At 56.7% G+C, this 26,000-nt stretch carries 28 protein-coding genes and 1 riboswitch; of the genes, 21 read left to right on the forward strand and 7 right to left on the reverse strand.

Features of this window, described 5'->3' with window-relative positions; genetic code table 11:
• The first annotated feature begins 30 nt into the window (after positions 1-30).
• The 9 genes from ACO05M_RS10085 to tenA all read left to right on the forward strand — a co-directional run bounded on the left by ACO05M_RS10085 (position 31) and on the right by tenA (position 7,930).
• A complete protein-coding gene (locus tag ACO05M_RS10085) occupies positions 31-951 on the forward strand; it encodes a hypothetical protein (protein ID WP_421862042.1) in 921 nt (306 codons plus the stop codon).
• 35 nt (positions 952-986) lie between these two features.
• Positions 987-1,433, forward strand: a complete 447-nt coding sequence (gene rplI, locus ACO05M_RS10090; RefSeq protein ID WP_114694630.1) for a 50S ribosomal protein L9 — start codon at positions 987-989, stop codon at positions 1,431-1,433.
• 209 nt (positions 1,434-1,642) lie between these two features.
• Positions 1,643-3,022 (forward strand): replicative DNA helicase, encoded by a 1,380-nt coding sequence (gene dnaB / locus ACO05M_RS10095; protein WP_114694629.1) that lies wholly within the window; start codon positions 1,643-1,645, stop codon positions 3,020-3,022.
• A 67-nt stretch (positions 3,023-3,089) separates the two neighbouring features.
• Positions 3,090-3,566, forward strand: a complete 477-nt coding sequence (locus ACO05M_RS10100; protein WP_421862045.1) for a GNAT family N-acetyltransferase — start codon at positions 3,090-3,092, stop codon at positions 3,564-3,566.
• An 86-nt stretch (positions 3,567-3,652) separates the two neighbouring features.
• Positions 3,653-3,765: riboswitch (TPP riboswitch) on the forward strand.
• A 49-nt stretch (positions 3,766-3,814) separates the two neighbouring features.
• A complete protein-coding gene (thiD, locus tag ACO05M_RS10105; protein WP_421862047.1) occupies positions 3,815-4,630 on the forward strand; it encodes a bifunctional hydroxymethylpyrimidine kinase/phosphomethylpyrimidine kinase in 816 nt (271 codons plus the stop codon).
• A complete protein-coding gene (locus ACO05M_RS10110; protein ID WP_421862049.1) occupies positions 4,630-5,421 on the forward strand; it encodes an ABC transporter ATP-binding protein in 792 nt (263 codons plus the stop codon). The genes thiD and ACO05M_RS10110 overlap by 1 nt, the downstream gene beginning before the upstream one ends.
• Positions 5,408-6,205 carry an ABC transporter permease gene (locus ACO05M_RS10115; RefSeq protein ID WP_421862051.1) on the forward strand — a complete coding sequence of 266 codons (798 nt, stop codon included), beginning with the start codon at positions 5,408-5,410 and terminating at the stop codon, positions 6,203-6,205. Before ACO05M_RS10110 ends, ACO05M_RS10115 begins: the two co-directional genes overlap by 14 nt.
• Before the next feature lie 116 nt (positions 6,206-6,321).
• On the forward strand, positions 6,322-7,251 hold the full coding sequence (locus ACO05M_RS10120; RefSeq protein WP_421862053.1) for an ABC transporter substrate-binding protein: 930 nt from the start codon (positions 6,322-6,324) through the stop codon (positions 7,249-7,251).
• A gap of 13 nt (positions 7,252-7,264) precedes the next feature.
• Positions 7,265-7,930 carry a thiaminase II gene (tenA, locus tag ACO05M_RS10125; RefSeq protein ID WP_421862055.1) on the forward strand — a complete coding sequence of 222 codons (666 nt, stop codon included), beginning with the start codon at positions 7,265-7,267 and terminating at the stop codon, positions 7,928-7,930.
• 147 nt (positions 7,931-8,077) lie between these two features.
• On the opposite strand, the gene ACO05M_RS10130 is transcribed toward tenA, so the two are convergent.
• From ACO05M_RS10130 to bioA, 3 genes are read right to left on the reverse strand one after another with little or no spacing between them, the layout of a single operon-like run.
• The gene (locus tag ACO05M_RS10130) at positions 8,078-8,992 is read right to left on the reverse strand and encodes a DUF808 domain-containing protein (protein ID WP_421862056.1); all 915 of its coding nucleotides are present in this window, start codon (positions 8,990-8,992) and stop codon (positions 8,078-8,080) included.
• 41 nt (positions 8,993-9,033) lie between these two features.
• The gene (locus tag ACO05M_RS10135) at positions 9,034-9,468 is read right to left on the reverse strand and encodes an acyl-CoA thioesterase (RefSeq protein WP_421862058.1); all 435 of its coding nucleotides are present in this window, start codon (positions 9,466-9,468) and stop codon (positions 9,034-9,036) included.
• A gap of 9 nt (positions 9,469-9,477) precedes the next feature.
• The gene (gene bioA / locus ACO05M_RS10140; protein ID WP_421870719.1) at positions 9,478-10,779 is read right to left on the reverse strand and encodes an adenosylmethionine--8-amino-7-oxononanoate transaminase; all 1,302 of its coding nucleotides are present in this window, start codon (positions 10,777-10,779) and stop codon (positions 9,478-9,480) included.
• Positions 10,780-11,058: 279 nt separating this feature from the next.
• Between bioA and ACO05M_RS10145 the strand changes: the two genes are divergently transcribed.
• Positions 11,059-13,515, forward strand: coding sequence for a putative bifunctional diguanylate cyclase/phosphodiesterase (locus ACO05M_RS10145; RefSeq protein WP_421862060.1), 2,457 nt, complete (start codon positions 11,059-11,061; stop codon positions 13,513-13,515).
• Here ACO05M_RS10145 and gloA read toward each other — a convergent pair.
• Complete coding sequence (gene gloA / locus ACO05M_RS10150) at positions 13,512-13,898, reverse strand: lactoylglutathione lyase (RefSeq protein ID WP_421862062.1); 387 nt, start codon at positions 13,896-13,898, stop codon at positions 13,512-13,514. The genes ACO05M_RS10145 and gloA overlap by 4 nt on opposite strands.
• Before the next feature lie 189 nt (positions 13,899-14,087).
• Between gloA and ACO05M_RS10155 the strand changes: the two genes are divergently transcribed.
• The 4 genes from ACO05M_RS10155 to ACO05M_RS10170 all read left to right on the forward strand — a co-directional run bounded on the left by ACO05M_RS10155 (position 14,088) and on the right by ACO05M_RS10170 (position 16,122).
• Positions 14,088-14,405, forward strand: coding sequence for a phasin family protein (locus ACO05M_RS10155; RefSeq protein ID WP_421862064.1), 318 nt, complete (start codon positions 14,088-14,090; stop codon positions 14,403-14,405).
• 69 nt (positions 14,406-14,474) lie between these two features.
• The gene (fldB, locus tag ACO05M_RS10160; RefSeq protein WP_421862066.1) at positions 14,475-14,981 is read left to right on the forward strand and encodes a flavodoxin FldB; all 507 of its coding nucleotides are present in this window, start codon (positions 14,475-14,477) and stop codon (positions 14,979-14,981) included.
• A complete protein-coding gene (locus ACO05M_RS10165) occupies positions 14,981-15,358 on the forward strand; it encodes a diacylglycerol kinase (RefSeq protein ID WP_421862068.1) in 378 nt (125 codons plus the stop codon). The genes fldB and ACO05M_RS10165 overlap by 1 nt, the downstream gene beginning before the upstream one ends.
• Positions 15,359-15,429: 71 nt before the next feature.
• Positions 15,430-16,122 carry an MlaC/ttg2D family ABC transporter substrate-binding protein gene (locus ACO05M_RS10170; RefSeq protein ID WP_421862070.1) on the forward strand — a complete coding sequence of 231 codons (693 nt, stop codon included), beginning with the start codon at positions 15,430-15,432 and terminating at the stop codon, positions 16,120-16,122.
• A 91-nt stretch (positions 16,123-16,213) separates the two neighbouring features.
• Here the strand turns inward: ACO05M_RS10170 and ACO05M_RS10175 are convergent, their stop codons facing one another.
• On the reverse strand, positions 16,214-16,789 hold the full coding sequence (locus ACO05M_RS10175; RefSeq protein WP_421862072.1) for a YceI family protein: 576 nt from the start codon (positions 16,787-16,789) through the stop codon (positions 16,214-16,216).
• Positions 16,790-17,036: 247 nt separating this feature from the next.
• Between ACO05M_RS10175 and ACO05M_RS10180 the strand changes: the two genes are divergently transcribed.
• From ACO05M_RS10180 to sigZ, 4 genes are all read left to right on the forward strand, one after another.
• Positions 17,037-17,576, forward strand: coding sequence for a DUF924 family protein (locus ACO05M_RS10180; protein WP_421862073.1), 540 nt, complete (start codon positions 17,037-17,039; stop codon positions 17,574-17,576).
• A 147-nt stretch (positions 17,577-17,723) separates the two neighbouring features.
• Positions 17,724-18,656, forward strand: coding sequence for an exopolyphosphatase (locus tag ACO05M_RS10185; protein WP_421862074.1), 933 nt, complete (start codon positions 17,724-17,726; stop codon positions 18,654-18,656).
• A gap of 130 nt (positions 18,657-18,786) precedes the next feature.
• Positions 18,787-19,491 (forward strand): glutathione S-transferase family protein, encoded by a 705-nt coding sequence (locus ACO05M_RS10190; RefSeq protein WP_421862076.1) that lies wholly within the window; start codon positions 18,787-18,789, stop codon positions 19,489-19,491.
• Between the two features lie 73 nt (positions 19,492-19,564).
• Complete coding sequence (gene sigZ, locus ACO05M_RS10195) at positions 19,565-20,134, forward strand: RNA polymerase sigma factor SigZ (RefSeq protein ID WP_421862078.1); 570 nt, start codon at positions 19,565-19,567, stop codon at positions 20,132-20,134.
• A 77-nt stretch (positions 20,135-20,211) separates the two neighbouring features.
• Here sigZ and ACO05M_RS10200 read toward each other — a convergent pair whose 3' ends face one another.
• Entirely contained in the window at positions 20,212-20,742 is a 531-nt protein-coding gene (locus tag ACO05M_RS10200) for a lactoylglutathione lyase family protein (protein WP_421862080.1), read from the reverse strand.
• Between the two features lie 95 nt (positions 20,743-20,837).
• Here ACO05M_RS10200 and ACO05M_RS10205 point away from each other — a divergent pair, with 95 nt between their 5' ends.
• Together ACO05M_RS10205 and ACO05M_RS10210 are read left to right on the forward strand one after the other, a co-directional pair.
• Positions 20,838-21,725 carry a LysR family transcriptional regulator gene (locus tag ACO05M_RS10205; RefSeq protein WP_421862082.1) on the forward strand — a complete coding sequence of 296 codons (888 nt, stop codon included), beginning with the start codon at positions 20,838-20,840 and terminating at the stop codon, positions 21,723-21,725.
• A 213-nt stretch (positions 21,726-21,938) separates the two neighbouring features.
• Complete coding sequence (locus ACO05M_RS10210) at positions 21,939-23,279, forward strand: ABC1 kinase family protein (protein WP_421862084.1); 1,341 nt, start codon at positions 21,939-21,941, stop codon at positions 23,277-23,279.
• Positions 23,280-23,284: 5 nt separating this feature from the next.
• Here the strand turns inward: ACO05M_RS10210 and ACO05M_RS10215 are convergent, their stop codons facing one another.
• The gene (locus ACO05M_RS10215; protein WP_421862086.1) at positions 23,285-23,893 is read right to left on the reverse strand and encodes a TetR/AcrR family transcriptional regulator; all 609 of its coding nucleotides are present in this window, start codon (positions 23,891-23,893) and stop codon (positions 23,285-23,287) included.
• A 1,289-nt stretch (positions 23,894-25,182) separates the two neighbouring features.
• Between ACO05M_RS10215 and ACO05M_RS10220 the strand changes: the two genes are divergently transcribed.
• The gene (locus ACO05M_RS10220; RefSeq protein WP_421862088.1) at positions 25,183-25,956 is read left to right on the forward strand and encodes a hypothetical protein; all 774 of its coding nucleotides are present in this window, start codon (positions 25,183-25,185) and stop codon (positions 25,954-25,956) included.
• Positions 25,957-26,000 lie beyond the last annotated feature (44 nt).

Consider the following 26,000-nt stretch of genomic DNA (forward strand, 5'->3'; position numbering starts at 1 on the left):
TCCAGGCCTTCCGTTAGGGAATAGATGTTTATGCGTGCGCTGGCCGAATACGCAATGCGCGGTCGGACGCAGGCGATAATCGCAACTGTATCTATCGCTTCATTGCCGCTGCTGTTTGTGGCACTCGAAGTGGAACAAGCCCGGCTTATGCTGGGTCTGGCAGCCACGGTATTGATGATACTCAGTGCTGCCATCGTCGGACTGGTTACTCTGCGAAGGGGCACCTCCGACGGCGTCGGATTGATGCTGTGGGCGCTGGCGCCTGCGCTGATCTGGCTGGTTTGGCGGGATCAAGCCTCACCAATGGTCACCCTGTTGGGGACCACCGCGCTAGCGGTTGTGTTGAGGCGCTCGGTTTCCTGGTCACAGACCTTGTCGGTGGCCACTGTGATAGCAGTGATCTTCAGTTTTCTGGTCGATTCACTGTTGCCCGAGCTGATCACTCAGGTGGATGAAGCGGCTGTTGTGCTGCTTGAGGCTCTGAAGAAGAGCAATCCACAGATGTCGATGCCGCTGGAGCCTGAGTGGCTGCGCGAATTGTTGTTAGGAGCAATCGTTGCAAGCTTCCTCGGCTCGTCATTAATCAGCCTGGCGATAGCGCGTTGGTGGCAGTCGAAACTCTACAACCCCGGTGGGTTTAAAGCAGAGTTTCATGGCTTGCGGTTGTCACCGCTGTTTGCAGCGGCTGGCCTGGCGGTGCTGTTACTGGGTAAGACTTTGCCCTTCGAAGCGGCCCGCTGGATACCGGTATTGATCACCCCGTTTGTGGTGGCAAGCATCGGTCTGATCCACGCGATTGTTGCGATTAAAAAGTTAAGTAGGTCCTGGCTGGTCACCTTTTATTCGGTGATGATAATAGTCGGACCTTATCTGATAGCCTTGCTGATTATGCTGGCTGTAGCCGATAGCTTTATCGACTTCAGGAAGCATCTGAAAGCGAGAAGAACCTGAGCCAAGGCTCGGGGTAAACAAAAGAGGTTTGCGAGATGGAAGTCATTCTGCTCGAGAAAGTCGGCAAACTGGGCGGCCTGGGCGACAAAGTCAACGTCAAAGCCGGCTACGGCCGTAACTACCTGGTGCCTTACGGTAAAGCCGTACCGGCCACCAAGAGCAACATCGAAAGCTTTGAAGCGCGTCGCGCCGAGCTGGAAAAAGCCGCTGCTGAGAAGCTGGCTGCTGCTGAAGCCCGTGCTGAGAAGCTGAACGAACTGGAACTGACCATCGTAGCCAAAGCTGGCGACGAAGGTAAACTGTTCGGTTCTATCGGCACCCGCGACATCGCCGATGCGATCGCCGCTGCTGGTGGTGACGCTGACAAGAGCGAAGTTCGTCTGCCGGAAGGTGTTCTGCGTAGCACTGGCGAGTACGAAATCGACGTTCAGCTGCACAGCGACGTTACTGCAGTCGTTAAACTGAACGTTACTGCCGAGTAAGGTAGACGTCGTTTGACGAGACGGGCTTTAGGGCTCGTCGACTAGCTCAAAAAGCACTGTCGGGTTGTCCCGATGGTGCTTTTTTGTTTCTGGGATAGATTGGCTAAATCGAGCTTTTATGTGGTTGTCGAAAATGGGCACAGCCAGTAAGCTGGTCCGTCTGAATCTGTACCCAATGTTCACTTCTTACCACCGGTCCGATTGCGAAGATGTCCGATACCGCCGAACTCGATAGCGCCCTGCAGCAAGCGAAAATTCCGCCCCATTCCACCGAAGCCGAGCAATCGGTACTGGGTGGGTTGATGCTGGATGACCGGGTCTGGGACGCGGTCAACGAGATTATCGTCGCCGATGACTTCTATCGTCCCGAACATCGGGTGATCTTCCGCACCATGGAGAAGCTGTTCAAGGCCGAGCAGCCGATCGACGTGGTGACCCTGTCCGAGGAGCTGGACCGTCACAAGGCACAGGACCAGGCCGGTGGTCTGGATTACCTGATCGATCTGGCCAAGAACACGCCCAGTACCTCCAACGTTCGCGCCTATGCCGAAATCGTCAAGGAGCGGGCAACGCTGCGTCGTTTGATCGGGATTGCCAACGAGATTGCCGATAGCGCCTTCAATACCGAAGGGCGGGTCAGCGGCGATATTCTGGACGAAGCCGAGCGCAAGGTGTTGAAGATCGCCGAGGGCCGTGAGGCCGATGGCGGACCGCGGAGCGTCAACCCGTTGCTGGAAAGTGCACTGGATCGGATCGACGAGCTGTTCAACGCCGGTACCACCATGACCGGTGTCAGCACCGGCTTTACCGATCTCGATGGTATGACCTCCGGGCTACAGAGGTCGGATCTGGTGATCGTCGCGGCGCGTCCCTCAATGGGTAAAACCACCTTCGCCATGAACCTGGTGGAGAACGCCCTGATGGGGCAGGAAAAACCGGTGTTGGTGTTCAGCCTGGAGATGCCCGCTGAAGGTCTGGTCACGCGGATGCTGGCCTCCTTGGGGCGGATCGACCAAACCCGGGTCCGTGACGGTAAGCTGGAAGAGGACGATTGGCCCAAGCTCACAACCGCGGTCAATATGCTCAAGGACAAGCCGCTTTATATCGATGACACCTCCGGGGTTTCACCCAGCGAGATGCGCTCTCGGGCGCGGCGGATCTACCGCGATCACGGCTCGATGGGGATGATCATGGTCGACTACCTGCAGTTGATGTCGCTGAAGGGCCAGGTCGAGAGCCGGACCCAGGAGATCTCCGAGATCTCCCGCTCCCTGAAGGCGCTGGCCAAGGAGATGGAGTGTCCGGTGATCGCGCTGTCGCAGCTCAACCGTACCCTGGAAAACCGCCCCAACAAGCGCCCGGTCAACTCCGACCTGCGGGAATCCGGTGCGATCGAGCAGGATGCCGACGTGATCATGTTTATCTACCGGGACGAGGTCTATAACGAGGACTCCGAAGCCAAAGGCCAGGCCGAGATCATTATCGGTAAGCAGCGTAACGGTCCGATCGGAACCTGCCGTCTGGCGTTTATCGGTAAGCACTCCAAGTTCCAGGACCTGGCGCCGGATCACTATCAGGATTACGGCTAAGAGATCGCGCTGAAGCCGGGCTTATCCTAAGCTATTCGACAGCTGATAATTCTGCTGGGCCGCTAGCTTGACGAAACTACTGATTGAAGATGCAACCGCCGCTGACCTCGATCAGCTCACCGACTATTTTGTTATCGAGCAGGGCGTGCACCGCGCCGCTCATCCGGAATTGTTTAGCGCGGTCGATCCGGCAGCATTCAAAGCATTCCTGTGCCAGAGTCTGAGTTCCTCCACCTCCTATCTTCGAGTCGCCAAACGGCAGGCCGATATTGCCGGTTTTTTGTTTGTCGAAATCTACCAACACCCTGGCTCGATCATTCGATTGCCGCGCAAGTTTGCCTGCGTTGAACTGATTTACGTGGACCCAGGCTATCGTCGCCAAGGGGTGGGTTCGGCGTTACTGAACGATGCCAAGCAGATAGCCCGCTTGGAAAGGGTCGATCGGGTCGAACTGGATGTGATGGCTTTCAATGGCGGGGCGCGAGACTTTTATGCCAACCAGGGCTTCGCTGACCTGAGTTGCCGAATGGATGCTGAGGTTTAGCGGGGAGGCTTGGTGGAACCTGACGGGATTTCGCGCCAATTTCAGTCTGCTCAAATTGTAATTCCCCAGGGCTCTGATTATGATCAATCCATTGGTCGGGGAGCCTGGGCATGTACTTGCATCGGGCTGAGATAGCCACAGCTGAACCCGTTGAACCTGATCCAGAATAATTGGCGTAGGGAACCACCGGAGTTGCACCATCGATGCGATTCTAAGGTCTCTGATCCGCCTTTCTAAGAGACCTTCCCATGCCCCAGACTCCCATTACTTTGACGGTTGCCGGTTCGGATTCCGGCGGCGGTGCCGGTATTCAAGCCGATATCAAAGCGATCTCGGCCACCGGTGGTTACGCTTGCTCGGTGATCACCGCGCTGACGGCGCAGAACACGCTGGGTGTTACCGGGGTGATGCCGGTGCCCGAAGACTTTATCAATCAACAGTTCGATGCGGTCTTCTCCGATCTGGGCATCCTGGCCGTTAAGATCGGCATGCTCGGCGATGCCGCGACCATCAAGTCGGTGGCCGCCGCATTGGTTCGTTATCAGCCGAAATTCGTGGTGCTGGATCCGGTAATGGTGGCCACCAGCGGCGATCTGCTGCTGGCCGAAGAGGCGGTCGAGACTCTGATTAATGTGTTATTGCCGTTGGCGGATGTGGTCACTCCGAACCTGCATGAAGCCCAGGCGTTGTTGGGGCTGCGCGGCGAGCCGCTGCCACAGACTTCGGAACAGATGCAGCAGTATTGCCGGTCGCTGATGGCGCTGGGTTGTCGCTCGGTGTTGCTCAAAGGCGGGCATCAGGAGGGCGAGCGGGCGGAGGATTTCTGGATCTCTACCGATGGGATCCAGAGCTATTCCAGCGAGCGGGTGGATACCGACAACACCCACGGTACCGGCTGCACCCTTTCAGCCAGCATCGCCAGTTATCTGGCTCAAGGACTGCCGATGCCCCAGGCGATCGAGCAGGCCAAGGCCTATATCCACGGCGCCATCTGTCATGCCGATGAACTCAACATTGGGGCCGGCTCCGGACCGGTTCATCATTTCTATCGGCTTGCGCGCTGATGACCGTTGAGGTCGTCCTGCGCGAGGTCGGGCTGCACTATCAAGGGGCAGACCAGCCCCTGTTCGAGAACATTAACCTGACTCTGCCGGCGGGCAGCTGGAGCTGTCTGCTGGGCCGAAGCGGTTGTGGCAAAACCAGCCTGCTGCGGATGCTGGCCGGGCTGATCGAGCCCGAGCATCGTTGCCAGGGGCAGATGCTGGATGGAAACGGCCAGCCGGTCATGGGGCGGGTGGCGTATATGGCGCAGCAGGACCTGCTGTTTCCGTGGCTGAGCGTGCTGGATAACGTCTGTCTGAAGGCGCGCGTTAACGGTGGTCGCGTCAGCCCGCAGGAGCGTCGTAAGGCCAGCGAACTGCTCGATCAACTGGGCATCGGCCACGTTGCCAAGCAACGGCCGGAGCAGCTGTCGGGCGGCATGCGCCAGCGGGTCGCGTTGGCGCGAACTCTGATGCAGGACACCCCGTTGGTGTTGATGGATGAGCCTTTCAGTGCGTTGGATGCGGTGACCCGGCACCGGCTGCAGGCGTTGGCGGTGGATGCACTGGCCGGTCGGACGGTGCTGCTGATTACCCATGATCCGCAGGAGGCCTTGCGACTGGGCGATCAGGTCTGGTTGTTCGAGAACCGGCGACTGATCCCGGTAGAAACGCCGTCCAGCCCGATACCCCGGCCGGTGGACAGTACCTTGGGGGATTATCAGCAGCAGTTGCTCGATGCGATGCAGCAGGCCGACCTGCACCCCCATCCGGGTTCAGAGCCTTCCGACGGAGGTGGTTATGCTCGGGCCTGATAACCGTTGGCGTATGGTCGCTCGACTGATGGTCACCACCCTGGTGCTGTTGGCCGGTTGGCAACTGGTGGTGGAACTGTTCGAGATGCCTCCGTTTATCCTGCCGCCGCCGGGTTTGGTGTTCAGTAAACTCTTGGCCAATCCGCAGCTGTTGTGGGACCACAGTCTGATCACTCTGAGCGAGATCCTGCTGGGGCTGCTGCTGGGGTTGAGTATGGGCATTTCGCTGGCGTTGCTGATGCTGCTGTTCAACCCGGTTCGGAACTGGTTGCTGCCGGTGCTGGTGGCCAGCCAGGCGATCCCGGTGTTCGCGCTGGCGCCGATTCTGATGCTCTGGTTCGGTTACGGGATGACCTCCAAGGTGGTGATGGCGGCGTTGATTATCTTTTTTCCGGTCTGCACCACTTGCTTTGACGGCCTGCGGCATACCCCGGCCGGTTATCTGGATCTGGCCAAAACCCTGGGTGCCAGCCCACGCCAGATGCTCTGGCATGTACGCCTGCCGGCGGCGTTGCCGACCTTGGCTTCGGGGGTGCGGGTGGCGATGGTGGTGGCGCCGATCGGAGCGGTGGTGGGCGAGTGGGTCGGCTCCTCCGGTGGCTTGGGCTACCTGATGCTGCAGGCCAATGCCCGGATGCAGATTGCCGATATGTTTGCCGCCCTGTTTATCCTGGCGCTGTTCTCGATATCGCTCTATTACATCGCCGACTGGTTGCTGAAAAAGCTGATTCCCTGGCACCAGGAAAAACCTACCGAGCGCCAATACCTGGCCCGAGTCGAATAGCACTAACACAAGAACTAGCACTAGCTGCGGCAGCCCTGAGCGGATTGGCTGCCGCAACCTAACAGAACCCAGCTGCGCTGCCTGCAGCTGGTTGTGGTACTAACGAGGACGTTGTGATGAAAAAACTGATTGCTGTTTGCGCGCTGCTGCTGAGTCAGCCGGCGATGGCCGAAAAGGTCACCTTGATGTTGGACTGGTTCGTCAATCCGGACCATGGGCCGCTGATTGTGGCGCAACAGAAAGGCCTGTTCGAAGCGCAGGGGCTGGAGGTTGAGATCACCGAGCCGGCCGATCCGAGCATGCCGCCGAAACTGGTGGCGGCGGGCCGGTTTGACCTGGCCGTGACCTACCAGCCGCAGTTGATTCGCGACGTGGTTGAAGGACTGCCGTTGACCCGTATCTCGACCCTGATCGCGACCCCGCTCAATACCCTGATGGTACTGGACGGTAAGGGTTACAACAGCGTGGCGGATCTGAAGGGCAAGAAGATCGGCTTCCCGTTCGACGGTGGTTTGGTGGATGCCACCGTCGGCACCATGCTGCGTAACAATGGCCTGACCATCGACGATGTCGAAATGGTCAACGTCGGCTGGTCGCTGTCGGCGTCGTTGGCGTCGGGCAAGGTCGATGCCATCTACGGTGCTTACCGCAACTTCGAGATGCATCAGCTGAGCATGGAAGGGTTCAAAGGCAAGGCGTTCTATATCGAAGAGGAGGGCGTGCCGCCCTACGATGAGCTGGTGGTGGTGGCCAACAGCAACAAGCTCGACAGAGACATGATTGCGCGCTTTAACCGCGCGGTGGAGCTGGCCACCCAGTACACCGTTAACCATCCGCAGGAAGCCTGGGAATTGTTCAAATCCTACGATGACGGCAACAAGCTCGATACTGAACTGAACCGCAATGCCTGGAAAGATACGATGGTGCGCTTTGCGTTGCGTCCGCAAGCGGCGGACCTAGCCCGCTACGACAACTACGCCAAGTTCCTGCACGATCAGAAGGTGATCAGCAAGCTGCCCAAGGCGGCAGACTACATCGTTCAATAACGGGAGAGAGTCGATGAATCATCGCGATCTGATCGCCGGCTGTCAGCAGGATTGGGATCACTATATCCAGCACAATTTTGTCAAACAGCTCGGCCAGGGAACGTTGGATAAAGCCAGCTTCCAGCACTACCTGCAGCAGGATTATCTGTATCTGATCCACTACGCCCGAGCCTTCGGGCTGGCGGTGTTCAAGAGTGCCAATCCGGCCCAGATGCGTGCCAGCATGCCGTCACTCAGTGCGCTGGTCGAGCACGAGCTGACGCTGCATATCGACTACTGCAAAGACTGGGGACTCAACGAAGAGGATCTGGTGGCGCTGCCCGAAGGGGTCGCCACCGTGGCTTACACCCGTTATCTGATCGATGCTGGCTTGCAGGGGGATCTGACCGATCTGTATGCCGCGCTGATTCCCTGTGCGCTGGGCTATGCCGAAGTGGGTCAGTACCTGACTCAACCGGGCAACGCTGTCCAAGCAGGTAATCCGTATGCGAACTGGATCGATATGTACGCCGGAGAGGAGTACCAGCAGGCGGCCTATGCCAGCGTCGAGTTTTTCGATCAGTTGCTGGCCGAGATCCCGGCGGACTCCGAACGAGCCCGACAGCTGCAGGGCCACTTCACCACGGCCACCCGGATGGAGATCGCTTTCTGGCAGCAGGGGCTGGATCGATCACTTTAATCCCAGCGTCGATAGCGCTGATCGGTTGAAAAGAGCGAATCCGTTAAACGGGTTCGCTTTTTTGTACGCGATCAACCCGGCATTAAAATTGTCGGGTTGATCGTATCGTTAACAAAATACCGAAAGGAACGGTATTTTGATGCCGGGCTACTTGTGGGCCTGACCGGCACCACGAAGGCGTTTCACCAGGCTAACAATTGCCAGCATGATCACCCCGACGACAACACCGGCCAGCAGGTCGCCCAGCAGCCCGGGCAGGGGTTCGAGCAGGTGGTGAATCGCGTCGATGTTATGGCTGTACATGCCGCCACCGACCAGCAGCATGGCGATGGTGCCAAGGATACCGAGAATTCGGATAATCTGCGGTAGCGCCGCCACCATAAAATTGCCCAACCGGCGCAGGCCGCCAGCCATGGCGCCGTTCCCCTCAGCTCCCATCGACTCGGCCTTGTCGATCAGGTAGAAGCCGGCGTCGTCCATCCGCACCAGCAGTGCCACCAGGCCGTAGACGCCGACGGTGGCCAGCAGCGAGATAAAGCTGACCACCAGAATCTGGATCGCCAGGCTCTGCTCGATCACGGTACCCAGTGCCAGCACGATAATCTCAATCGACAGGATAAAGTCGGTACGGATCGCCGCCTTGATCTTTTTCTGTTCGCGCTCGTCCAGGCTGCCGTCGTCGTTGGCCCCCGGCTGTTGGGGGTCTTGATCTTCGTCCGCGTGAGTGTGGGGGCTGATCCACTCATGAATCTTCTCGGCCCCCTCGAAGCACAGGTAAGCGCCGCCGAGCAGCAGGATCGGCACGATCAGTCCCGGGGCGAAGGCGCTGAGCAGAAAGGCCAGCGGCAGGATGATCAGTTTGTTGATCGTCGAGCCCTTGGTGATCGCCCAGATGACCGGCAGCTCGCGGGAGGCCGGTGAGCCCACCGCTTTTTCGGCATTGACCGCCAGATCATCGCCGAGGATACCGGCGGTTTTCTTGGCTGCCACCTTGCTCATGGTGGCGGCGTCATCGAGCAGCAGGGCAACATCGTCGAGTATCGCGAACAGGCCGCTGGCCATGGTCTTCCTCCTTGAACTGGGATTAAGGGTCAGCTCAGAGCTTATTCAGCCTGTTTGACGAAACGATTTTTGAACCCTTCCGGGACCCGGACCACCTTGCGCTCGTCGTAGTCGAAGAACACGAAACCGGTTTTGACGTGGGCGATCTCCACCGCGCTGTCTTTGTTGCTGAGCAGATAGAAGAAGTCGCAGCCGTACTTGTTGAAATCACTGACGGCGATATCGACCTGCAAGCGGTCACCGTGGAAGCCTTCGGCCTTATAGATGGTAGCCGAATCGGTCATGATCAGACCTCGTCCTTCGACGTCCAGCTCGCTGTACTGGTAGCCCTTCAGAAATTGAACCCGGGCCTCGTGGACCAGCGACAGGATGCGGTCGTTGCTCAGGTGACCACCGTAGTTGATATCGCTGATACGGATCGGCAGCTCGGTGCTGAAGATAAAGTGATCGGGCATCTCGATTTTGATACGGGCCATGCTGTTTCCTTACTTTGTTTCCTGTTGGGTAGAGATTACGCGATAGATCGCCTGGGTCAGCTGTTCAAGCTGCTCCGGGCTGATGATGAATGGGGGCATGACGTAGACCAGTTTGCCGAAAGGGCGAACCCAGACTCCCTGTTCGACAAAGGCGCGCTGGATCGACGCCATCTGCACCGGTTGTTTCATCTCGACCACCCCGATAGCTCCCAGCACCCGCACATCGGCGACGCTATCGAGTTCGGCGCAGGGGGCCAAGCCTTGCTGCAGACCCGCTTCGATCTGCTCGACCCGCGGCTGCCAGGGATCGCTTTGCAGCAGTTCCAGGCTGGCATTGGCGACCGAACAGGCCATCGGGTTACCCATAAAGGTCGGGCCGTGCATAAAACAGCCGGCGCCGCCGCTGGAGATGGTCTCGGCGATCTCGGTGCTGGTCAGGGTTGCGGCCAGGGTCATGTAACCACCGGTCAGGGCTTTGCCGAGGCAGAGAATGTCGGGGCTGATGTCGGCGTGTTCGCAGGCGAACAGTTTGCCGCTGCGGCCAAAGCCGGTGGCGATCTCATCGGCGATCAGCAGCAGGTTGTAGCGGTCGCAGAGTTCGCGGGCCCGACGCAGGTAATCGGGTCGGTAGAACCGCATGCCGCCGGCACCCTGGACGATCGGCTCCAGAATCAACGCCGCCAATTGTTGATGGTTCTGTTCCATCAACGCTTCCAGCGCGGCGATATCATCATCGGTGTCGCTACCGTCGAAACCCAAACTAGGAGCCGGTGCGAACAGGTGCTGCGGCAACACGCCGCTGAACAGCTCGTGCATGCCGTTGACCGGGTCGCATACCGCCATCGCGCCGAAGGTGTCGCCGTGATAACCGTTGCGGATGGTCAGCAACCGGCACTTGTCGGACTGGCCACGAGCCTGCCAGTACTGAATCGCCATCTTGATCGCCACTTCGACCGAGACCGAACCGGAATCGGCCAGAAACACCTTGTCCAACCCCTCGGGGCTCATCTCCACCAGCTTGCGGCTCAGCGAAATTGCTGGCTGATGGGTCAGACCACCGAACATCACATGGGACATCGCTCCTAACTGTTCGCTGGCCGCGGCATTGAGCGTCGGGTGGTTGTAACCGTGGATGGTGGACCACCAGGAGGACATGCCGTCGATCAGTCGGCGACCGTCGCTAAGTTCTAGATAGACGCCGTCGGCACTGGCCACCGGGTAGGTCGGCAGCGGGTCGATCATGGAGGTGTAGGGGTGCCAGATATGTTGCTGATCGAACTGCAGGTCCGCATCGGAGATCGGTTGGGGCATATACACAGGGCTCTTGGACGCATGAGTGAATAGATCCATGGCTATTAGAGCCTTAGCCGGAGTGGGGTTCAAGTTGAAATGCGCCGGGTTGTCGACGATATTTAAGGCTGCGCCGGGATCGCTTGTTCCAGAAAAGCGGATCGTCGCAATCTGGTTAGTGCACACAGATCATTCCAGCTGGCTTTGATTTGATCCGGATCATAGCCGAACCTGAGCGATGGGCCGTAAGTTACCCGCCCGTTGCCGTATTGATACGAGTCAATCATAGGCGGGGTAGGGATGCAGTCAGGGACGCAATGGCAGCACTCGATTGAACAGATCGAGGGCTTTTATCGACATCTGTTCAAAAGCTCGTTCGGCGCAACGCTGATCGTGGAACTGAGCAGTCTTGAGATCGTCTGTTTCACTGCCGTTGCCACCGACACCTTGTCGTTGACGCCAGAGCAACTGCAGCCCTCCCATAAATCACAGTACCAATCCCTGCCACTGTTTCAGCAGCTGCGCCAACGACTTCGGCTGCTCGATGACAGTGGTGAACTTGAGTTTGATTTAAAGGTTGATGCCAAGCCGGGACAAGCCCGCTATCTGCGAGTCTATGTTCGTCGGTTTGAGCTGGCTGAGCGGCAGTTACTCCGTGTCTATCTGCGTGATCTTAACCGAGAGACGCCGGAAGGGGCGCGACTCAAGGAGTTGAATGAGCGACTAAGTCTGGCGACCGAGGCCGCGGGAAGCGGCATCTGGGACCTTAATCTGATAACCGGGCAGTTGGAGTGGGATGAGCAGCAACACCGCTTGTTCGGAACCCGTGCCGACACCTTCACCGGCACTTACGAGGATTGGCGGAAGACGTTGCATCCCGACGATCTGGAACCGGCTTCCCGTTCACTGGAACAGGCGGTGGCCGGGCGTCGACCCTACAACGCTGAGTTTCGGGTGATCTGGCCGGATGGACAGGTCCGCCACATCGAGGCCCATGGTCTGCCCCAGTACGACGAGCAGGGGAATCCGGTTCGATTGGTTGGGGTCAACTGGGACATCACTCCGCGTAAACGAAGCGAACAGGCACTGCGTCAGGCTGCCGCGCTGTTTGATTCCAGCCCTGAAGCGATCATTGCCACGAACACCGACGGTGTGATCAAGATGGTCAACCGGGCTTTTACCCGGATCACCGGTTACAGCAGCGAAGAAGCGATCGGGCAATCGACCCGGCTGCTGAAGTCCGGACGTCACGGCAAACCCTTCTACCAGGCTCTGTGGGCTCAGTTGCTCGAACAGGGCAGCTGGGAGGGTGAACTGTGGAACCGGCGCAAGAACGGAGAGGTGTATCCCGAGTGGAAGCATATCAAGGCGATCACCAACGAACAGGGTGAGACGGTCGAATATATCGCCATCTTCAGTGATATCACCGAGCGCAAACGACAGGAACAGCATATCTGGCGCCAGGCCAACTACGATGAACTGACCGGGCTGGCGAACCGTAACCTGCTCGAGAACCGGGTCACCGAGGCGCTGGGGCAAGATCGCCGTGATGGCTCGATGGCCGGGTTGATGTTTGTGGACCTGGATCGCTTCAAGGTGATCAATGACAGCATGGGCCACGAAACCGGCGACCAACTGCTGAAACAGACGGCGTTGCGGCTGAAGGACTGCGTCGATACCCTCGGCCTGGTGGCACGCCTGGGCAGTGATGAGTTTGCCATCTTGCTACCGAACACCAATGCCGAGGCGATCCGGTCGCTGGGACGACGGATCATCGACGATATCGCCCAACCTTATACGCTGAACAAGTTGCAGCTACAGCTGGGTTGCAGCATCGGCGCCTCGACCTATCCCCAGGATGGGGATGATTATTCGACGCTGCTGAAAAAAGCCGACATTGCCATGTCCAAGGCTAAGTCTGAAGGGACCAACCGGCTGCAGTTATTCACCCAGAATATGCAGGATGCGCTTCAGGCACGGGTGGAGACCGAGCGCTTACTGAGGCGTGCGATCGAACAGCAGCAATTTGAACTCTATCTGCAGCCGATCGTGGAGGTGGATAAGGGCCACGTGATCGGCGCCGAGGCACTGCTTCGCTGGCAGGATCCGGAACGGGGGCTGATATCACCGGCGGACTTTATTCCGGTGGCGGAAGAGTGTGGTCTGATCGTAGCGCTGGGAGAGTGGGTGCTGGAGCAGGCGATGCAGATTCTCAGCGACTGGCAGGCACGGGGGTTGACGCTGCGCTTGTCGGTCAATGTCTCCAGTATCCAGTTCCAGCAACCGGATTTTGTCGGTCGCCTGCTGGCCTTGATGCAACAGTATTCGTTCGAGCGCTCCCGGCTGGTGCTGGAAGTAACCGAAACGGTGTTGATCGACAACCTCAATTATATCGAGCAACGGATGGCCTCTCTCCGTGCCGAGGGGGTGCGGGTGGCATTGGATGATTTCGGCACCGGTTACTCCTCCCTGAGTTACCTGAAATCGTTGAAAGCCGACTACATCAAAATCGATCGAAGCTTTATCAACGAGTGTCCGCAGAACTCCAGTGATGCCCATCTGGTGCAGGCGATCATCAGGTTGGCAGCCGGGCTGGAGATGGACGTTATCGCCGAAGGGGTGGAAGAGCTGTCCCAACTGGCTTTCCTGAAGGGAACCGGGTGTCGCTATTATCAGGGTTACCTGAAGAGCCGCCCGGTCCCGATCGCTGAATTTGAAGCGGTGATGGCAGCCGAACGGGAGATCGGCGAACCTTAGCGCCCGCCGCCCAGCAGTTCAATCTTGTAGCCGTCCGGATCTTCCACAAATGCCAGTATGGTGCTGCCGTGCTGCATCGGTCCGGCTTCGCGAACCACCTTGCCGCCCTTGGCTTTGATCTTGTCGCAGGCGGCATAGACATCATCCACCTCGATGGCGATATGGCCATAGGCGGAGCCCAGCTCGTAGTTGTCGACATCCCAGTTGTGGGTCAGCTCCAGTACGGTGTGGTCGGCTTCATCGCCGTAGCCGAGGAAGGCAAGGGTAAAACGGCCGCCTTCAAAGTCTTTGCGACGCAACAGCTGCATATCCAGCAGCTCGGTGTAAAACTCGATCGAGCGCTCCAGGTCGGTAACCCGCAGCATCGTGTGTAGTAAGCGCATTCCGTGATCCTCTTTGATCCCCGTCATTCTCGGGAAGGGTTAATAAACGCTATGCTAACGCTCATTTGCTGGCCGGTCAGTAAACGCTTAACTGGCCTGTTGGTATCGTAGTCACATCTGTACAGTCTGCGGAGCCACAGCTTATAATTTTGCCATCGATAAGCAGGGATAGAGAGTATGTTTCAAGATATGAGCAAAAAATTGAATGTATCGATGGAACCGATCAAAGAGCTGATGGAGATTCAGACCCGGATGCTCGAAAAGCTGACGGAGCAGCAGATTGAATGTGCCAAAGCCTGCATGAATGAAACCATGTCGCAAACCCGCGAGCTGCAAAGCTGCGGTTCGGCGCAGGAGTTGATCGAGCTGCAAAAGCGCTATACCCAGACTGTCGAAGCGACACTGAAAAATGCCAGTAACGAGAATCTGGAAACCTTCAACGAGGCGCGCGAGGCGATTGAGCGACTGACTCAAAATACCTTTGATGCCTTTGCCCCCAAAAAATAACCCTGCACTTGCTTGTCTGACGCTGTCGGTGACGGCGTGGACAAGCGTTGTTTGTTGAGAAAGAAAGACGTGAAAATCGCATTGATTTACGGTTCAACGACCGGAAATACCGAGGATGTTGCTGAGAAAATTCAGGAAAACCTATCCGGCCATGAGGTGCAGCTGTTCGATGTCGCCGACGCATCACCGGCTGAGGCCTGTGTTTTCGACCGTATCATTATGGGGATTCCGACCTGGGATTATGGCGAGATACAGTCCGAGTGGGAGGATGTCTGGGAAGAACTCGACGAGCTGGAGCTGAATGGCAAACGCATCGCCTTGTTCGGCCTGGGCGATCAGATCGGCTACGGCGACTGGTTCCTCGATGCGATGGGTAAGTTGCACGACAAGCTGACCGAGCGTGGTGCCGAAATAGTCGGCTACTGGCCCAATGAGGGCTACGACTTCAGCGCCTCGGTGGCGCTGACCCCGGACGGCAAGCAGTTTGTCGGACTGGCGTTGGACGAAGACTGCCAGAGTGAGCTGACCGATGAGCGGGTCAGTAAATGGTGCCAACAGGTACTGGCAGAGTTCTGATGGCCAAACCCGGACGCACCGGCCTCAGTCGGATCTACCACGCCGCGATCTACTCGTGGCAGGGTTTCCGCGCAGCCTGGAAGCATGAGGCGGCCTTTCGCCAGGAATTGATTCTGGCGATCATTCTGCTGCCTATCGGCCATTGGATCGCGGCCGATGCGGCGGAATTGGCGCTGCTCTACCTGCCGGTCGGTCTGGTGTTACTGATGGAGCTGATGAACTCGGCCATCGAAGCCGTGGTGGATCGGGTCAGCGAAGAACGCCATCCGCTGTCGGGGCGGGCCAAGGATATCGGTTCAGCGGCGGTTTTCCTTTCTCTGGTACTGTTGGCAGTGGTCTGGGGGCTGGTGGCGTTTAAGAACTGGCCGCTGTGGTAATCCGCAACGATTGAATCATTTGTGTCATGGCCTGTCTGAGGGGCAATGACTTTAAACTGAAGGCGAAATTAATGATCTCTATGACTCAACGCTGGACTCGATTCTGGCGCTCCTCCCTGTTGATGGTGCTGGCGATGCTGGTTGGTGGTTTGGCTCAGGCGCAGTCTTCCACGCCGGAGCAGGTTATCGATAGCAGTTACCAGTCGTTGCAGCGCCTGATCGATGACAAGGTGCTGGTGGCCGGTATGCCCGATGCGGAGCTGCTGGCGCTGATGGAAAAAGAGCTGGGACCGGTGGTCGACTTCCCCCGGATCGCTCGTAAGGTGATGGGTAAGCACGGCCGTAAAGCCAGCGATGAGCAGAAGCAGAACTTTGTGGAGATTTTCAAGCACTCGCTGGTGAAGACCTACAGCAAAGGGCTGGAGAATCTGGATCAGCTCAAAGAGGTCGAGATCGGCACGGCGGTTTACGACAAGAAAAAGAAGCGGGCCAAGGTTCCTTCGGTCATTACGCTGAAGGATGGGCAGACCTTCCAGGTGCAATACGCGCTTTACCTGAACAAGGCCAATGAGTGGAAGGTGGAAAATATCATCGCCGAAGGGATCAATATCGGTTTGGTATTCCGTAACCAGTTCGCCCACTTTATGGAGCAGCACAAAGACGTCGGTAAGGTGATCGATAACTGGGCCATCGCGACAGCCGAAAAAGAGCAGACCGGCGACGCTAAGGCCGACGAAGAGACGGACGACGAGGAAAAGAGCTAACGCTGACCTCCCGTTGAAGAAATGCCGCGCTGGACGCGGCATTTTTTATGCCTGCAAGATGCTATCTTGGCAAGAACGCAGCCCGGTCAGGTTACTGCTGATCGAATACCAGGCTGAAATTGATCGGCACGGTCAGTGAAATCACCGGCAGGTTTGCGACCTTGCGTAAGGCTTCGATACCGGAGTCCAGACCGTAATCCTGGGCCTTCAATGCAATCGGATGGGCCGTATTGACCTGCAACCGATGGTCGCTCAGCTTAAACACATTCAGTGCCGCCGGCAGCGGCTTTTCAATGCCGAGTATCGACAGCGTGCCTTCCGCATTCACGGCCATACGCTGGCCCGGTTTCAGAGCCTTGAGCTGTTCAGGATCCACCTTGACCCGGTAGCTGGCGGCGGGGAATTTCGGGATATCGAACAGCATCGATTGCATCCGTTGGTCCCGGATTTCGATCCCGGTGTGGACCGATGCGAGGTCCAAGGTCAATTCCGCTTCACCCGAATCACTGATCCTGCCTTCGTAACGGTTGAAGGTGTGAATCTCATAGGCATGATTCTTCTTGATCGAGGCGAAACTGAAGCTGGAGTCATCCAGATTCAGTGCCCAGTCGGCGTGACTGAGGGTAGCGATACTGCTCAGGCAAACGATGGCCAGGAGTGATTTCATCGGCTTTTCCTTAAGGTTGTCAGTCTGTTCATTGTTCAGCTACTGCCTGGGTGATCCACCCCGAGCCTCCTACATCATAGTCAAAGCCGACTGTTTTGCTGCGGTTTTGGTCCTCAGTGCCGAAAAGAGAAAGGCGCTTGGGGCAGGTCGGGCTATGCTAGGGGTATCGAAACCGGGGCAGGGCACCAAGATCCTGTTGGGTGGTTAACGTGCCGGGGTATTACTTGGATATCGAAGAGGGGGCGAAATGGACTGGATGCAGGTAATCGGATTCTGGTTTGAGGAGATCAAGGCGTCTAAACACTGGGTCAAGGATGAAGCGTTTGACCGGCTGATCGCCGAGCGATTCGGTGCCGTTCATACAGCCGCCGCGCAGGCTGAACTCTTTCAGTGGCGACAGCAGCCGCAGGGGCGCTTGGCGGAGATCATCGTGCTGGATCAGTTTTCCCGCAATATCTACCGTGATCAGGCCGCCGCGTTCGCTTGTGATGCCCAGGCGCTGGTTCTGGCCCAGGAGGCCGTGGCGCTGGGGGTTGATCAGCAGCTGGAGCCGACGCAGCGAACCTTTCTGTATATGCCCTACATGCACAGCGAGTCGGCATTGATTCATCAGCAGGCGGTTGAGCTGTTTCAGCAGCCGGGTTTGGAGGATAACTACTCGTTTGAGCTTAAACACAAAGAGATTATCGACCGCTTCGGCCGTTATCCCCATCGCAATGCGATTCTCGGGCGTGATTCTAGTGCCGAGGAGCGTGAATTTCTCACCCAGCCCGGCTCCTCATTTTGATCCGGGTTGGCGCTGATAGGGATACCCTGGCTGCCGTAGGGTACGGTCTTTAGATTTGGATCAATGCGGCCGTTGATGGGTGCTGTATTGTCGATGGGGTCTGTGAAATCGCCGTAAATTGAAGCGGCTAAGGAACAAGGGCTTGCCATGAGTGAGAATAAATATCGTTTGGTGACGCGTAGTGACTTTGACGGTCTGGTTTGTGCGGTATTGCTTAAGCATTTGAATTTGATTGATGAAATAACCTTTGTTCATCCCAAGGATATGCAGGATGGATTGATCGAGGTCGGGCCGAACGATATCACCACCAATCTGCCCTATGTGCCCGGCGCCCATCTGGTGTTCGATCACCATGAGTCAGAAACGGTCCGTAATGCGGCCGCCATCGACAACCATATTATCGAAGCCAAGGCACCCTCTGCGGCACGGGTGGTGTGGCAGCACTACGGCGGTCATGATGCCTTCCCGGCGGCCTGGGATGAGATGATGGAGGCGGTCGATAAGGCCGACTCGGCCCAGTTCAGCCGTGAAGAGATACTGAATCCGCAGGGCTGGGTACTGCTCAATTTCCTGATGGACTCGCGCACCGGACTGGGGCGTTTCCGCAATTTCCGCATCTCCAACTATCAGCTGATGATGGAGCTGATCGATGCCTGCAAGGATATGACCATCGACCAGATTCTGCAGCTGCCCGATGTGCAGGAGCGGGTCGTGCTGTTCCGCGAGCACGAACAGAACTTCGAACAACAGCTGAAGCGCTGCGTCCGGGTCTATGACAATTTGCTGGTGTTGGATCTGCGCGACGAGGAGACGATCTGGGCTGGTAACCGCTTTATGATCTATGCGCTGTACCCGCAATGTAATATCTCGATCCATGTGCTCTGGGGGCTGAAACAGCAGAACACGGTTTTCGCCACCGGCAAGTCGATCTTTGACCGTAGCTCGCGCACCAATATCGGCGAATTGATGCTTCGATACGGTGGCGGTGGCCACGATGCGGCGGGAACCTGTCAGGTTGCCAACGATGAAGCGGACGAAACCCTGGCGGCATTGATCAAGAAGATCACCGCCGACGGCTGAACCTTTTGCTCCGGGAATAAATAAGCGGCTTTCGAGCCGCTTTTTTTCTATCAGGTCAAACACAGGCATCGTCTTTTTCCACAGGAGTGCGTCTTTATAGAGCAAACCCAACCGTTATGTGAGACAAGCGATGCTTAAAGTAGTCAGTTTCAAAATTTGTCCGTTCGTCCAGCGGGTCACCGCACTGCTGGAAGCCAAGCAGATTCCCTACCAAGTGGAATACATCAGCCTGAGCGACAAACCCCAATGGTTCTTGGAGATCTCACCCAATGGCCAGGTGCCGCTGCTGGTGACCGAAACCGGTAGCGTCTTGTTCGAATCCGATGCCATCGTCGAGTATCTGGAGGAGGCTTACCCGGCTTTGCAGCCAGAGGTTGGGTCCGAACAGCGAGCCTTGGATCGGGCCTGGAGTTATCTGGCCAGCAAACACTACCTGGTCCAGTGTAGCGCTCAACGCAGCCCGGATACGGATACGCTGATTGAGCGTCGGGCTAAGTTGGACAGCGCGTTCAGTAAAGTGGAGCTAGCGCTCGCTGATGGCCCTTACTTTAACGGCACGGCCTTGAGCATGGTGGATATCGCCTGGCTGCCCCTGCTGCACCGGGCCGCGGTGATCGAACGACGTAGCGGTTATGATTTTTTGTCAGGGTTCCCAAAGGTCAAACACTGGCAACAGGCGCTACTGGCCACCGGGCTGGCCGAGAAGTCGGTTTCGGCGGACTTTGACGACCGCTTCAGCGAGTTCTATCTTTCCGATCAGACCCTGTTAGGCCGTGGCGAGAACTGCAACTCGAATGAAAGCGACCAAGCCTGTGCCAACAGCAGCTGTTGCTAGCCATCGTGGTTGTAACAAGGCCAAGGGTGAGGCTTGGCTGTCGGGCTTGGCATTATTTGGATAGGGGAGCGTTGTGACGATCGAACAGATCTGGCAAGAGTACAGCGCCAGCCTGAAGCGGCTGTTGCAATCGAAGGTCGCCAATCCGGCCGATGTCGATGATCTGCTGCAGGAGGTCTTGATCAAGACCCACCAGCAGATCGGTAGCCTGCGCGGTGCCGATCGATTGAAGCCCTGGCTCTATACTCTAACCCGGAATGTGGTGATCGATTTCTACCGCCGACGAGGACGCCAGAACAACTGGCTGACTGACGAGCCGCAGGCCGGAGAACAGCAGAGCGAAGGGCTGTGGTTCGACAACGAGCCGGTTGCGTTACAACAGCTGGGTGACTGTGTAAAACCCTTTATCGACGGTCTGGATGCTGAGGCGGCAGCGCTGCTGCGAGCGGTTGATATCGAAGGCCGCTCGCAAAAAGCGTTGGCCGAGGAGCTGGGGGTCAGTTACTCGACCCTGAAGTCTCGTGTCCAACGGGCCCGGCTGCAGCTGAGACAGTTGTTTGAGGGTTGCTGTGCGATGGAGCTGGACCACCGCGGCAATCTGATCGGTTACCAGCCGCACCAGCGGGAGTGTCGACGCTGTTGATCATCGCCCGATGCAGAATGTGCGGTATTGCCTAGAGTGATAAGGCTGGGCCAGGCCCAGCCTGATGGCTGCCGGCTTCAGCTATAGGCGCCTGAGGCGTAATGCAGCTCGTAGCTGTGGCTGTAGATCTCCAGAATATTGCCGAACGGATCTTCCATGTAGATCATCCGGTAAGGTTTTTCGCCGGGATAATAGTATCGGGGTGCCGCCATCCGTTTCTTACCGCCGGCGGCGACGATCTTTTCAGCCAAACCTTCCACATCCGGATCCTGGACACAGAAGTGGAAGATACCGGTCTTCCAGTACTCGAAGTTGTTTTCAGGCTTCTGCTGATTGTTGAATTGAAACAGCTCGACGCCGATCCGGTCACCGGTGGACAGGTGGGCGATCTTGAATGACTCCCAGTTCGGGCCGAACACATCGGTACACATCTGACCGATGGCGCTGTCATCTTCGATGATCTCGGTGGGTTCCATGATCAGGTACCAGCCCAGCACCTCGGTGTAGAACTTCACCGCCGCTTCAAGATCCGGAACAGAAATACCGATATGGGAAAAAGTACGCGGGTAGGGGGCTTGATTCGGTTGTGGCTTGATTGGCTGAGTCATCTGCATGTCTCCATCGGGTTGGGATGCGAGCAGTGTATGGAGTGACCATGCTAATATGAAATTATCATTGATGATCTATTTGATAATTTAATTTTATGATAAGTCCGATCCTGCTGCGTACCTTTGTTGCGTTGGTCGATACTCAGCACTTCACCCGAACCGCCGAGCAGCTGCATATGACCCAACCCGGCGTCAGTCAGCATATTAAAAAACTGGAGCAGCAGCTGGGTGCCGCGTTGCTGGCCAGATACGGCAAGTCATTCGAGTTGACCGAGGCGGGGCAGCGTCTGTACGACTACGCGCAAAACCAGGCCGAGGCGGAAACGCGACTGCGAGAATCGATCACCGGCGACACCCGTGAAGCCGGCGTGCTGGAACTGGCCTGCTCGGGCGCCATGGCACTGCGACTCTATCCGGCGTTATTGGCGTTGCAGCAACGCCACCCCGCCCTACAGGTCAATCTGGAGGCGGCACCGAACCAAGCGATCATCGAGCGGATAAACGCCAATCAGACCGATCTTGGCATCGTCAGCCAACCCTGTCCCGACCCGTTGATGACTCAACAGAGACTGGGGCAGGACCCGCTTTGTCTGGTGCTTCCGGCCAGTGCGGTAGCGGCTCAGTCCAAGCCGGATTGGGCGCTGCTGTCGTCGTTAGGCTTTATCAATCATCCGGATGGTCACCACTATGCCTCCCAGCTGCTGGAAGCCAATTTTACATCGCACTATGCGGGCATGGATTCGCTACCCCAGAGCGGCTATATCAACCAGTTGGGGCAGATTCTGCTGCCGGTGTCGATGGGACTGGGATTCACCGTACTCCCTCAGTCGGCGGTCGCCGCTTTTCCTTACCCGGAACAACTACAGATCGCTTCGCTAGATCAGCCGGTGTTGGAATCGATCTATCTGCTGCATAAGAAACACCGACCTCTTGCGCAGCGATATCAGTTGGTGACTGAACTGCTGACCTCTGCGTGGCAGTAGACGGCTGCGGTGGCTTTAGTGGTATTAGTGTCGTAAGCCTCCATCTACGAGCTGGTCCCTCGACCTTGAACTCTGGCTTCACTCAATAACTGATCCAAGCGTCGCGCTGATGCGTATCTTGATGCAGCGGGTCAGAAAGCCGACCGCTAAGACTAGACTTAGGGAACCTGTTTGATTCTTCACTTTCACCTCTCAGATCAGGAGTTGCTCCCCTTGGCCAGAGAACCCCCCCTACCCAGCCACCGTGCGCGACGGCTGATGAAACTGGGTCGGCTGGTCGGCGGACTGGCCGGCGGGATGATCCGGGAAGGGGCCAATAACCTGCTGTCCGGTAGACCGTTGCATCCCCGAGAACTGTTGTTGACCCCGGGGAACGCCCGCCGAGTGGCGGACCGGCTGTCGGAAATGCGCGGAGCCGCGATGAAAGTGGGTCAGCTGCTGTCGATGGAAGCGGGGGACTACCTGCCGCCGGAGTTGACCCAGATCCTCTCCAGTCTGCGTGAGAACGCCCACAGCATGCCCCTGGGGCAGGTCGCCCTGGTGATGCAAAACGCCTGGGGGCGGGGGTGGGAAGAGGAGTTCGAGCGTTTCTCGTTTACCCCGTTGGCGGCGGCGTCGATCGGACAGGTCCACGAAGCGTTGACCAAAGAGGGGCAGCACCTGGCGATCAAGATCCAGTACCCCGGTGTGCGCCAGAGTATCGACAGCGATGTCGATAATGTGTCGACCCTGTTCAATCTGCTGCGGTTGGTTCCTAAAGATTTCGATCTGTCGCCCCTGCTGGAGGAAGCCAAACGCCAGCTGCATCTGGAAGCGGACTACTGTGTGGAAGCGCAGCAACTGAATGCATATCGGCGCCTGCTGGCCGACAGTCCGGAGTTTGTCATGCCCGAAGTGGTAGCCGAGCGAACCACCCAGGAAGTGCTGTGCATGACCTATCTGGAAGGTATGCCGATTGAGCAGCTGGCCAGCGCATCAGCAGAGGTGCGCAACCTGGTGGCCACCCAGCTGGCCGAACTGGTTCTCAGGGAGCTGTTTGAATGGGGCTTGGTGCAGACCGATTCCAATTTCGGCAACTTCCGTTATCAGGCAGAGCAGGAGCGGATCGGGCTGCTCGACTTCGGCGCCACCCGGGCCTACAGCCGGGGCTTTATCGAGCGCCTGCGTCGCCTGATGAGAGCGGCTCGCGCCGGTGATTTGCAGCAGATAGAAAACCATGCCGGCGATCTGGGCTACCTGCGCGCCGATGAGGCTCAAGTCTACCGACACGGCCTTAGCCAGATGATCAACACCGTCGCCGAGCCGTTTCGACATCAAGGGCCCTACGATTTTGCCGCGTCGGATCTGTCCCAGCGGGTGGCCGATATCGCCATCGACCTACGGGTCCAACAACGCTATCTGCACCTGCCGCCCACCGATGTGCTGTTCCTGCACCGCAAGATTGCCGGTACCTATCTGCTCTGTGCCCGACTACGGGCGCAGGTGGATGTGAGTGGATTGGTGGAGCGCTATCTCGAGTCGCCAACCAGACTGCCGGAAGGCTCGACCACTTAAGCCACTTAAGCGGCTTGGTCGTGAAACCAGAAACTGGATGCCCGATCGGCCTTGTCTAACAGCTCAAGCAGCTTGGCGTGGCTGTTGGACTGCTCGGCACTGTTATCCCGGCACCAACTGCACAGGGTGCGGACAAAGATGCTGGTCAGGACTATCTCTTCGATCTGCCGCCGCCGACCACCGGTATGCAGCCCGGCGGCATCGCGCCACAGCTGCACCAGCTGCGACAGGTCAAAAATCATCGGCACCCAGTGGTGCACGTGGGGCGGATGCAGTTTGGCGCCGAGCATCTGCGCTGTGAGCCGATGGTAGGGCGCCAGCGCCTCGAACCAGCGCCAGACAATCAGCTCCAAGCGGGATTTAACCGGTAACGACTGCATCTCATCGTCCAGCTCGACCAGCATCGCCTCCAGAGCCCGGGCAAACCAGGCATTGGCGATGGCGTTGGTGTCGGGGTAATGCTGACGGATGGCGTTGATGCTGGTGCCGCAATGGTTGGCCAGATCGGTCAGGTTGAAGTCGTACCAGTTGTCTTGTTGTTGGGCTAGATCGAGGGCAGCGTCGAGGATTTGGTCGGCGGTGAGTTCGATTTGCGTGGAGGTCTGTTCGTTCATGGTGGTGTCCATCGGCTGGGGCTGATGGGGATGAGCTAGCTCTGTCTGATTGAAGTATAGGTGCTTCGGGAGGAGCGAGTTGAAGCTATCCTGATTTGCAGTGTTTTGAGGAGGTTTTGTATTGCGCTCACCCGAGCGCGTTCATTTCTTTTGCTCGGGCAAAAGAAACAGAACCAAAGAAAAGCCGCCCCACTTGCTTGGTCGGCGTTGCCGACTTCGTTGCGCGTTTCACTTGGCAATGGCCGCGATTTGAACTCGTTCGCGTTGCTCTCTCAGACATAAATCGCTCTTTTCCATTGCCAAGCTCCAATGCTCACCGGCGCAAAAGGGGGTGGGGAGTTTATCCTGAGATATCAAAGGTTAATTTAGATCAAAAAGTTATCAGCTTCGGCTGGCACGGACTCAACCGCCCTTGACGCAGCCGAGCATTGGCTTTGAAAATGGATCAGCGCCGATTACTGTTTGAGGCCGAAGGCCGAGTTCAATCGGTGCCCATTTTTAAAGCCAACGCGCAGGGTAGCCCGAAGGGCCAAGTCATTGGGCTAGGCGTTTTCTTGCTTCGTTCTTTGTCGCTATGCACAAAGAATGAAGGCGCTCGGGGGAGCGCAAGAGGGGCTATCTGGATGCAGGGTAAGTCAGGAAAGGCTGTTCCTTTAGCCATGTCCTGAATTATCGAGTTTAAATGAGATTGTTTGTTGCGCTTTCCCAAGCGCGTTCATTTCTTTTGCGTGGGCAAAAGAAACCGAACCAAAGAAAAGCCGCCCCACTTGCTTGGTCGGCGTTGCCGACTTCGTTGCGCGTTGAACTGGCAGATGGGCTATGACGGAAACTCGCTCGCTACGCTCCCTCAAACATAAATCGCTCTATTCCATTACCAAGCTCTAATGCTCACCGGCGCAAAAAGGGGAAAGGGGAGTTTCACCGAAACAACGGGAGAAATAGCGAGAAGGATAGCGCTCTTGATTCGGCTGGCACGGCCTCAACCGCCCTTGACGCAGCCGAGCATTGGCTTTGAAAATGGATCAGCGCCGATTACTGTTTGAGGCCGAAGGCCGAGTTCAATCGGTGCCCATTTTCGAAGACAACGCGCAGGGCATCGGCGAAGCCGACAAGTCATTGGGCTAGGCGTTTTCTTGCTTCGTTCTTTGTCGCTATGGACAAAGAATGAAGGCGCTCGGGAGAGCGCAAAAGTCGCTTTGGGATGCAGGGACAATCAGTATAAATATGTCCCTTTTTGGTCTAATGTGACTCTGAGGGTTGTTTTATAAATTATAGGGTTAGAGGTTTGAATGAGAAGCAAATTAGCATGGATTGCAGCAGTACTAATCATTGGGGTAGTACTTATTTCTCCAGTAATAAGCTTTGCTGGTTATTACATTTATTGGGGAGGATTACCCAATAAACAAGTAGATTGGGGAACGATTGGAGATTTTGTGGGAGGCACCTCTACTCCTATCTTAACGGCTCTATCTGTTATTGGTTTGCTCTATACGATTTTTCAGAATCAACGAACTCTTCGGCAAAATGCAGTAGCGCTTAAACAGAATGCCATTGAGTTACAATTGACTAGAAAGGAGTTAAAAGACGCAACCAAAGTAGCTTCTGAACAAGCTCAAGAGGCCGCCGAATCAAATAGAATCAGTATTAAACTTGCCCAGGCACAATCGATGACTGATGCTCTACTTCGCCTTACTGATTTAGTTAATTCACGCTGGTCAGCAGAATCTACTTGTTTAAAAGCTCTGACAGTTAAAGAAGGATCACCTTCCGATATTTACATCTCTTTAAAGGCCGCTTCAGCTTTTCGTGACTTTCAGCTTGAACATGAGGGTGTGCTTGATGCTGTGAAAGGATTAATTGAAGCAGTCTCCCTACATGCAGAAATACTTCGAAGGCTTGATGTGAAAGCTAGAAGATATAATGCAATGTCATCCCCAGCTGCTGCGTTAATTAGAGAGCCGGTAGAGTTTCTGTTTAGAGAGAATATTCAGAAAAACCTATCAGAAAGTGAGACCCTTTTGATTGAGTCTTGGCGTCCCATTTATGGCCGATACTGGTCCTAAATATTTCGCCAATTACTCGTGTAGAACTATCTATTCTGTGTTTC

Source organism: Motiliproteus sp., from assembly GCF_965230735.1.
GTDB lineage: Bacteria > Pseudomonadota > Gammaproteobacteria > Pseudomonadales > Balneatricaceae > Motiliproteus.

What these genes read in the sequence shown, in the direction of transcription:
- ACO05M_RS10085 (WP_421862042.1), top strand. Translation starts at nt 31, where the DNA reads ATGCGTGCGCTGGCCGAATACGCAATGCGCGGTCGGACGCAGGCGATA.
- rplI (WP_114694630.1), top strand. Translation starts at nt 987, where the DNA reads ATGGAAGTCATTCTGCTCGAGAAAGTCGGCAAACTGGGCGGCCTGGGC.
- dnaB (WP_114694629.1), top strand. Translation starts at nt 1,643, where the DNA reads ATGTCCGATACCGCCGAACTCGATAGCGCCCTGCAGCAAGCGAAAATT.
- thiD (WP_421862047.1), top strand. Translation starts at nt 3,815, where the DNA reads ATGCCCCAGACTCCCATTACTTTGACGGTTGCCGGTTCGGATTCCGGC.
- ACO05M_RS10110 (WP_421862049.1), top strand. Translation starts at nt 4,630, where the DNA reads ATGACCGTTGAGGTCGTCCTGCGCGAGGTCGGGCTGCACTATCAAGGG.
- ACO05M_RS10115 (WP_421862051.1), top strand. Translation starts at nt 5,408, where the DNA reads ATGCTCGGGCCTGATAACCGTTGGCGTATGGTCGCTCGACTGATGGTC.
- ACO05M_RS10120 (WP_421862053.1), top strand. Translation starts at nt 6,322, where the DNA reads ATGAAAAAACTGATTGCTGTTTGCGCGCTGCTGCTGAGTCAGCCGGCG.
- tenA (WP_421862055.1), top strand. Translation starts at nt 7,265, where the DNA reads ATGAATCATCGCGATCTGATCGCCGGCTGTCAGCAGGATTGGGATCAC.
- ACO05M_RS10130 (WP_421862056.1), bottom strand. Translation starts at nt 8,992, where the DNA reads ATGGCCAGCGGCCTGTTCGCGATACTCGACGATGTTGCCCTGCTGCTC.
- ACO05M_RS10135 (WP_421862058.1), bottom strand. Translation starts at nt 9,468, where the DNA reads ATGGCCCGTATCAAAATCGAGATGCCCGATCACTTTATCTTCAGCACC.
- bioA (WP_421870719.1), bottom strand. Translation starts at nt 10,779, where the DNA reads ATGCCCCAACCGATCTCCGATGCGGACCTGCAGTTCGATCAGCAACAT.
- ACO05M_RS10145 (WP_421862060.1), top strand. Translation starts at nt 11,059, where the DNA reads ATGCAGTCAGGGACGCAATGGCAGCACTCGATTGAACAGATCGAGGGC.
- gloA (WP_421862062.1), bottom strand. Translation starts at nt 13,898, where the DNA reads ATGCGCTTACTACACACGATGCTGCGGGTTACCGACCTGGAGCGCTCG.
- ACO05M_RS10155 (WP_421862064.1), top strand. Translation starts at nt 14,088, where the DNA reads ATGAGCAAAAAATTGAATGTATCGATGGAACCGATCAAAGAGCTGATG.
- ACO05M_RS10165 (WP_421862068.1), top strand. Translation starts at nt 14,981, where the DNA reads ATGGCCAAACCCGGACGCACCGGCCTCAGTCGGATCTACCACGCCGCG.
- ACO05M_RS10170 (WP_421862070.1), top strand. Translation starts at nt 15,430, where the DNA reads ATGATCTCTATGACTCAACGCTGGACTCGATTCTGGCGCTCCTCCCTG.
- ACO05M_RS10175 (WP_421862072.1), bottom strand. Translation starts at nt 16,789, where the DNA reads ATGAAATCACTCCTGGCCATCGTTTGCCTGAGCAGTATCGCTACCCTC.
- ACO05M_RS10180 (WP_421862073.1), top strand. Translation starts at nt 17,037, where the DNA reads ATGGACTGGATGCAGGTAATCGGATTCTGGTTTGAGGAGATCAAGGCG.
- ACO05M_RS10185 (WP_421862074.1), top strand. Translation starts at nt 17,724, where the DNA reads ATGAGTGAGAATAAATATCGTTTGGTGACGCGTAGTGACTTTGACGGT.
- ACO05M_RS10190 (WP_421862076.1), top strand. Translation starts at nt 18,787, where the DNA reads ATGCTTAAAGTAGTCAGTTTCAAAATTTGTCCGTTCGTCCAGCGGGTC.
- ACO05M_RS10200 (WP_421862080.1), bottom strand. Translation starts at nt 20,742, where the DNA reads ATGACTCAGCCAATCAAGCCACAACCGAATCAAGCCCCCTACCCGCGT.
- ACO05M_RS10205 (WP_421862082.1), top strand. Translation starts at nt 20,838, where the DNA reads ATGATAAGTCCGATCCTGCTGCGTACCTTTGTTGCGTTGGTCGATACT.
- ACO05M_RS10215 (WP_421862086.1), bottom strand. Translation starts at nt 23,893, where the DNA reads ATGAACGAACAGACCTCCACGCAAATCGAACTCACCGCCGACCAAATC.
- ACO05M_RS10220 (WP_421862088.1), top strand. Translation starts at nt 25,183, where the DNA reads ATGAGAAGCAAATTAGCATGGATTGCAGCAGTACTAATCATTGGGGTA.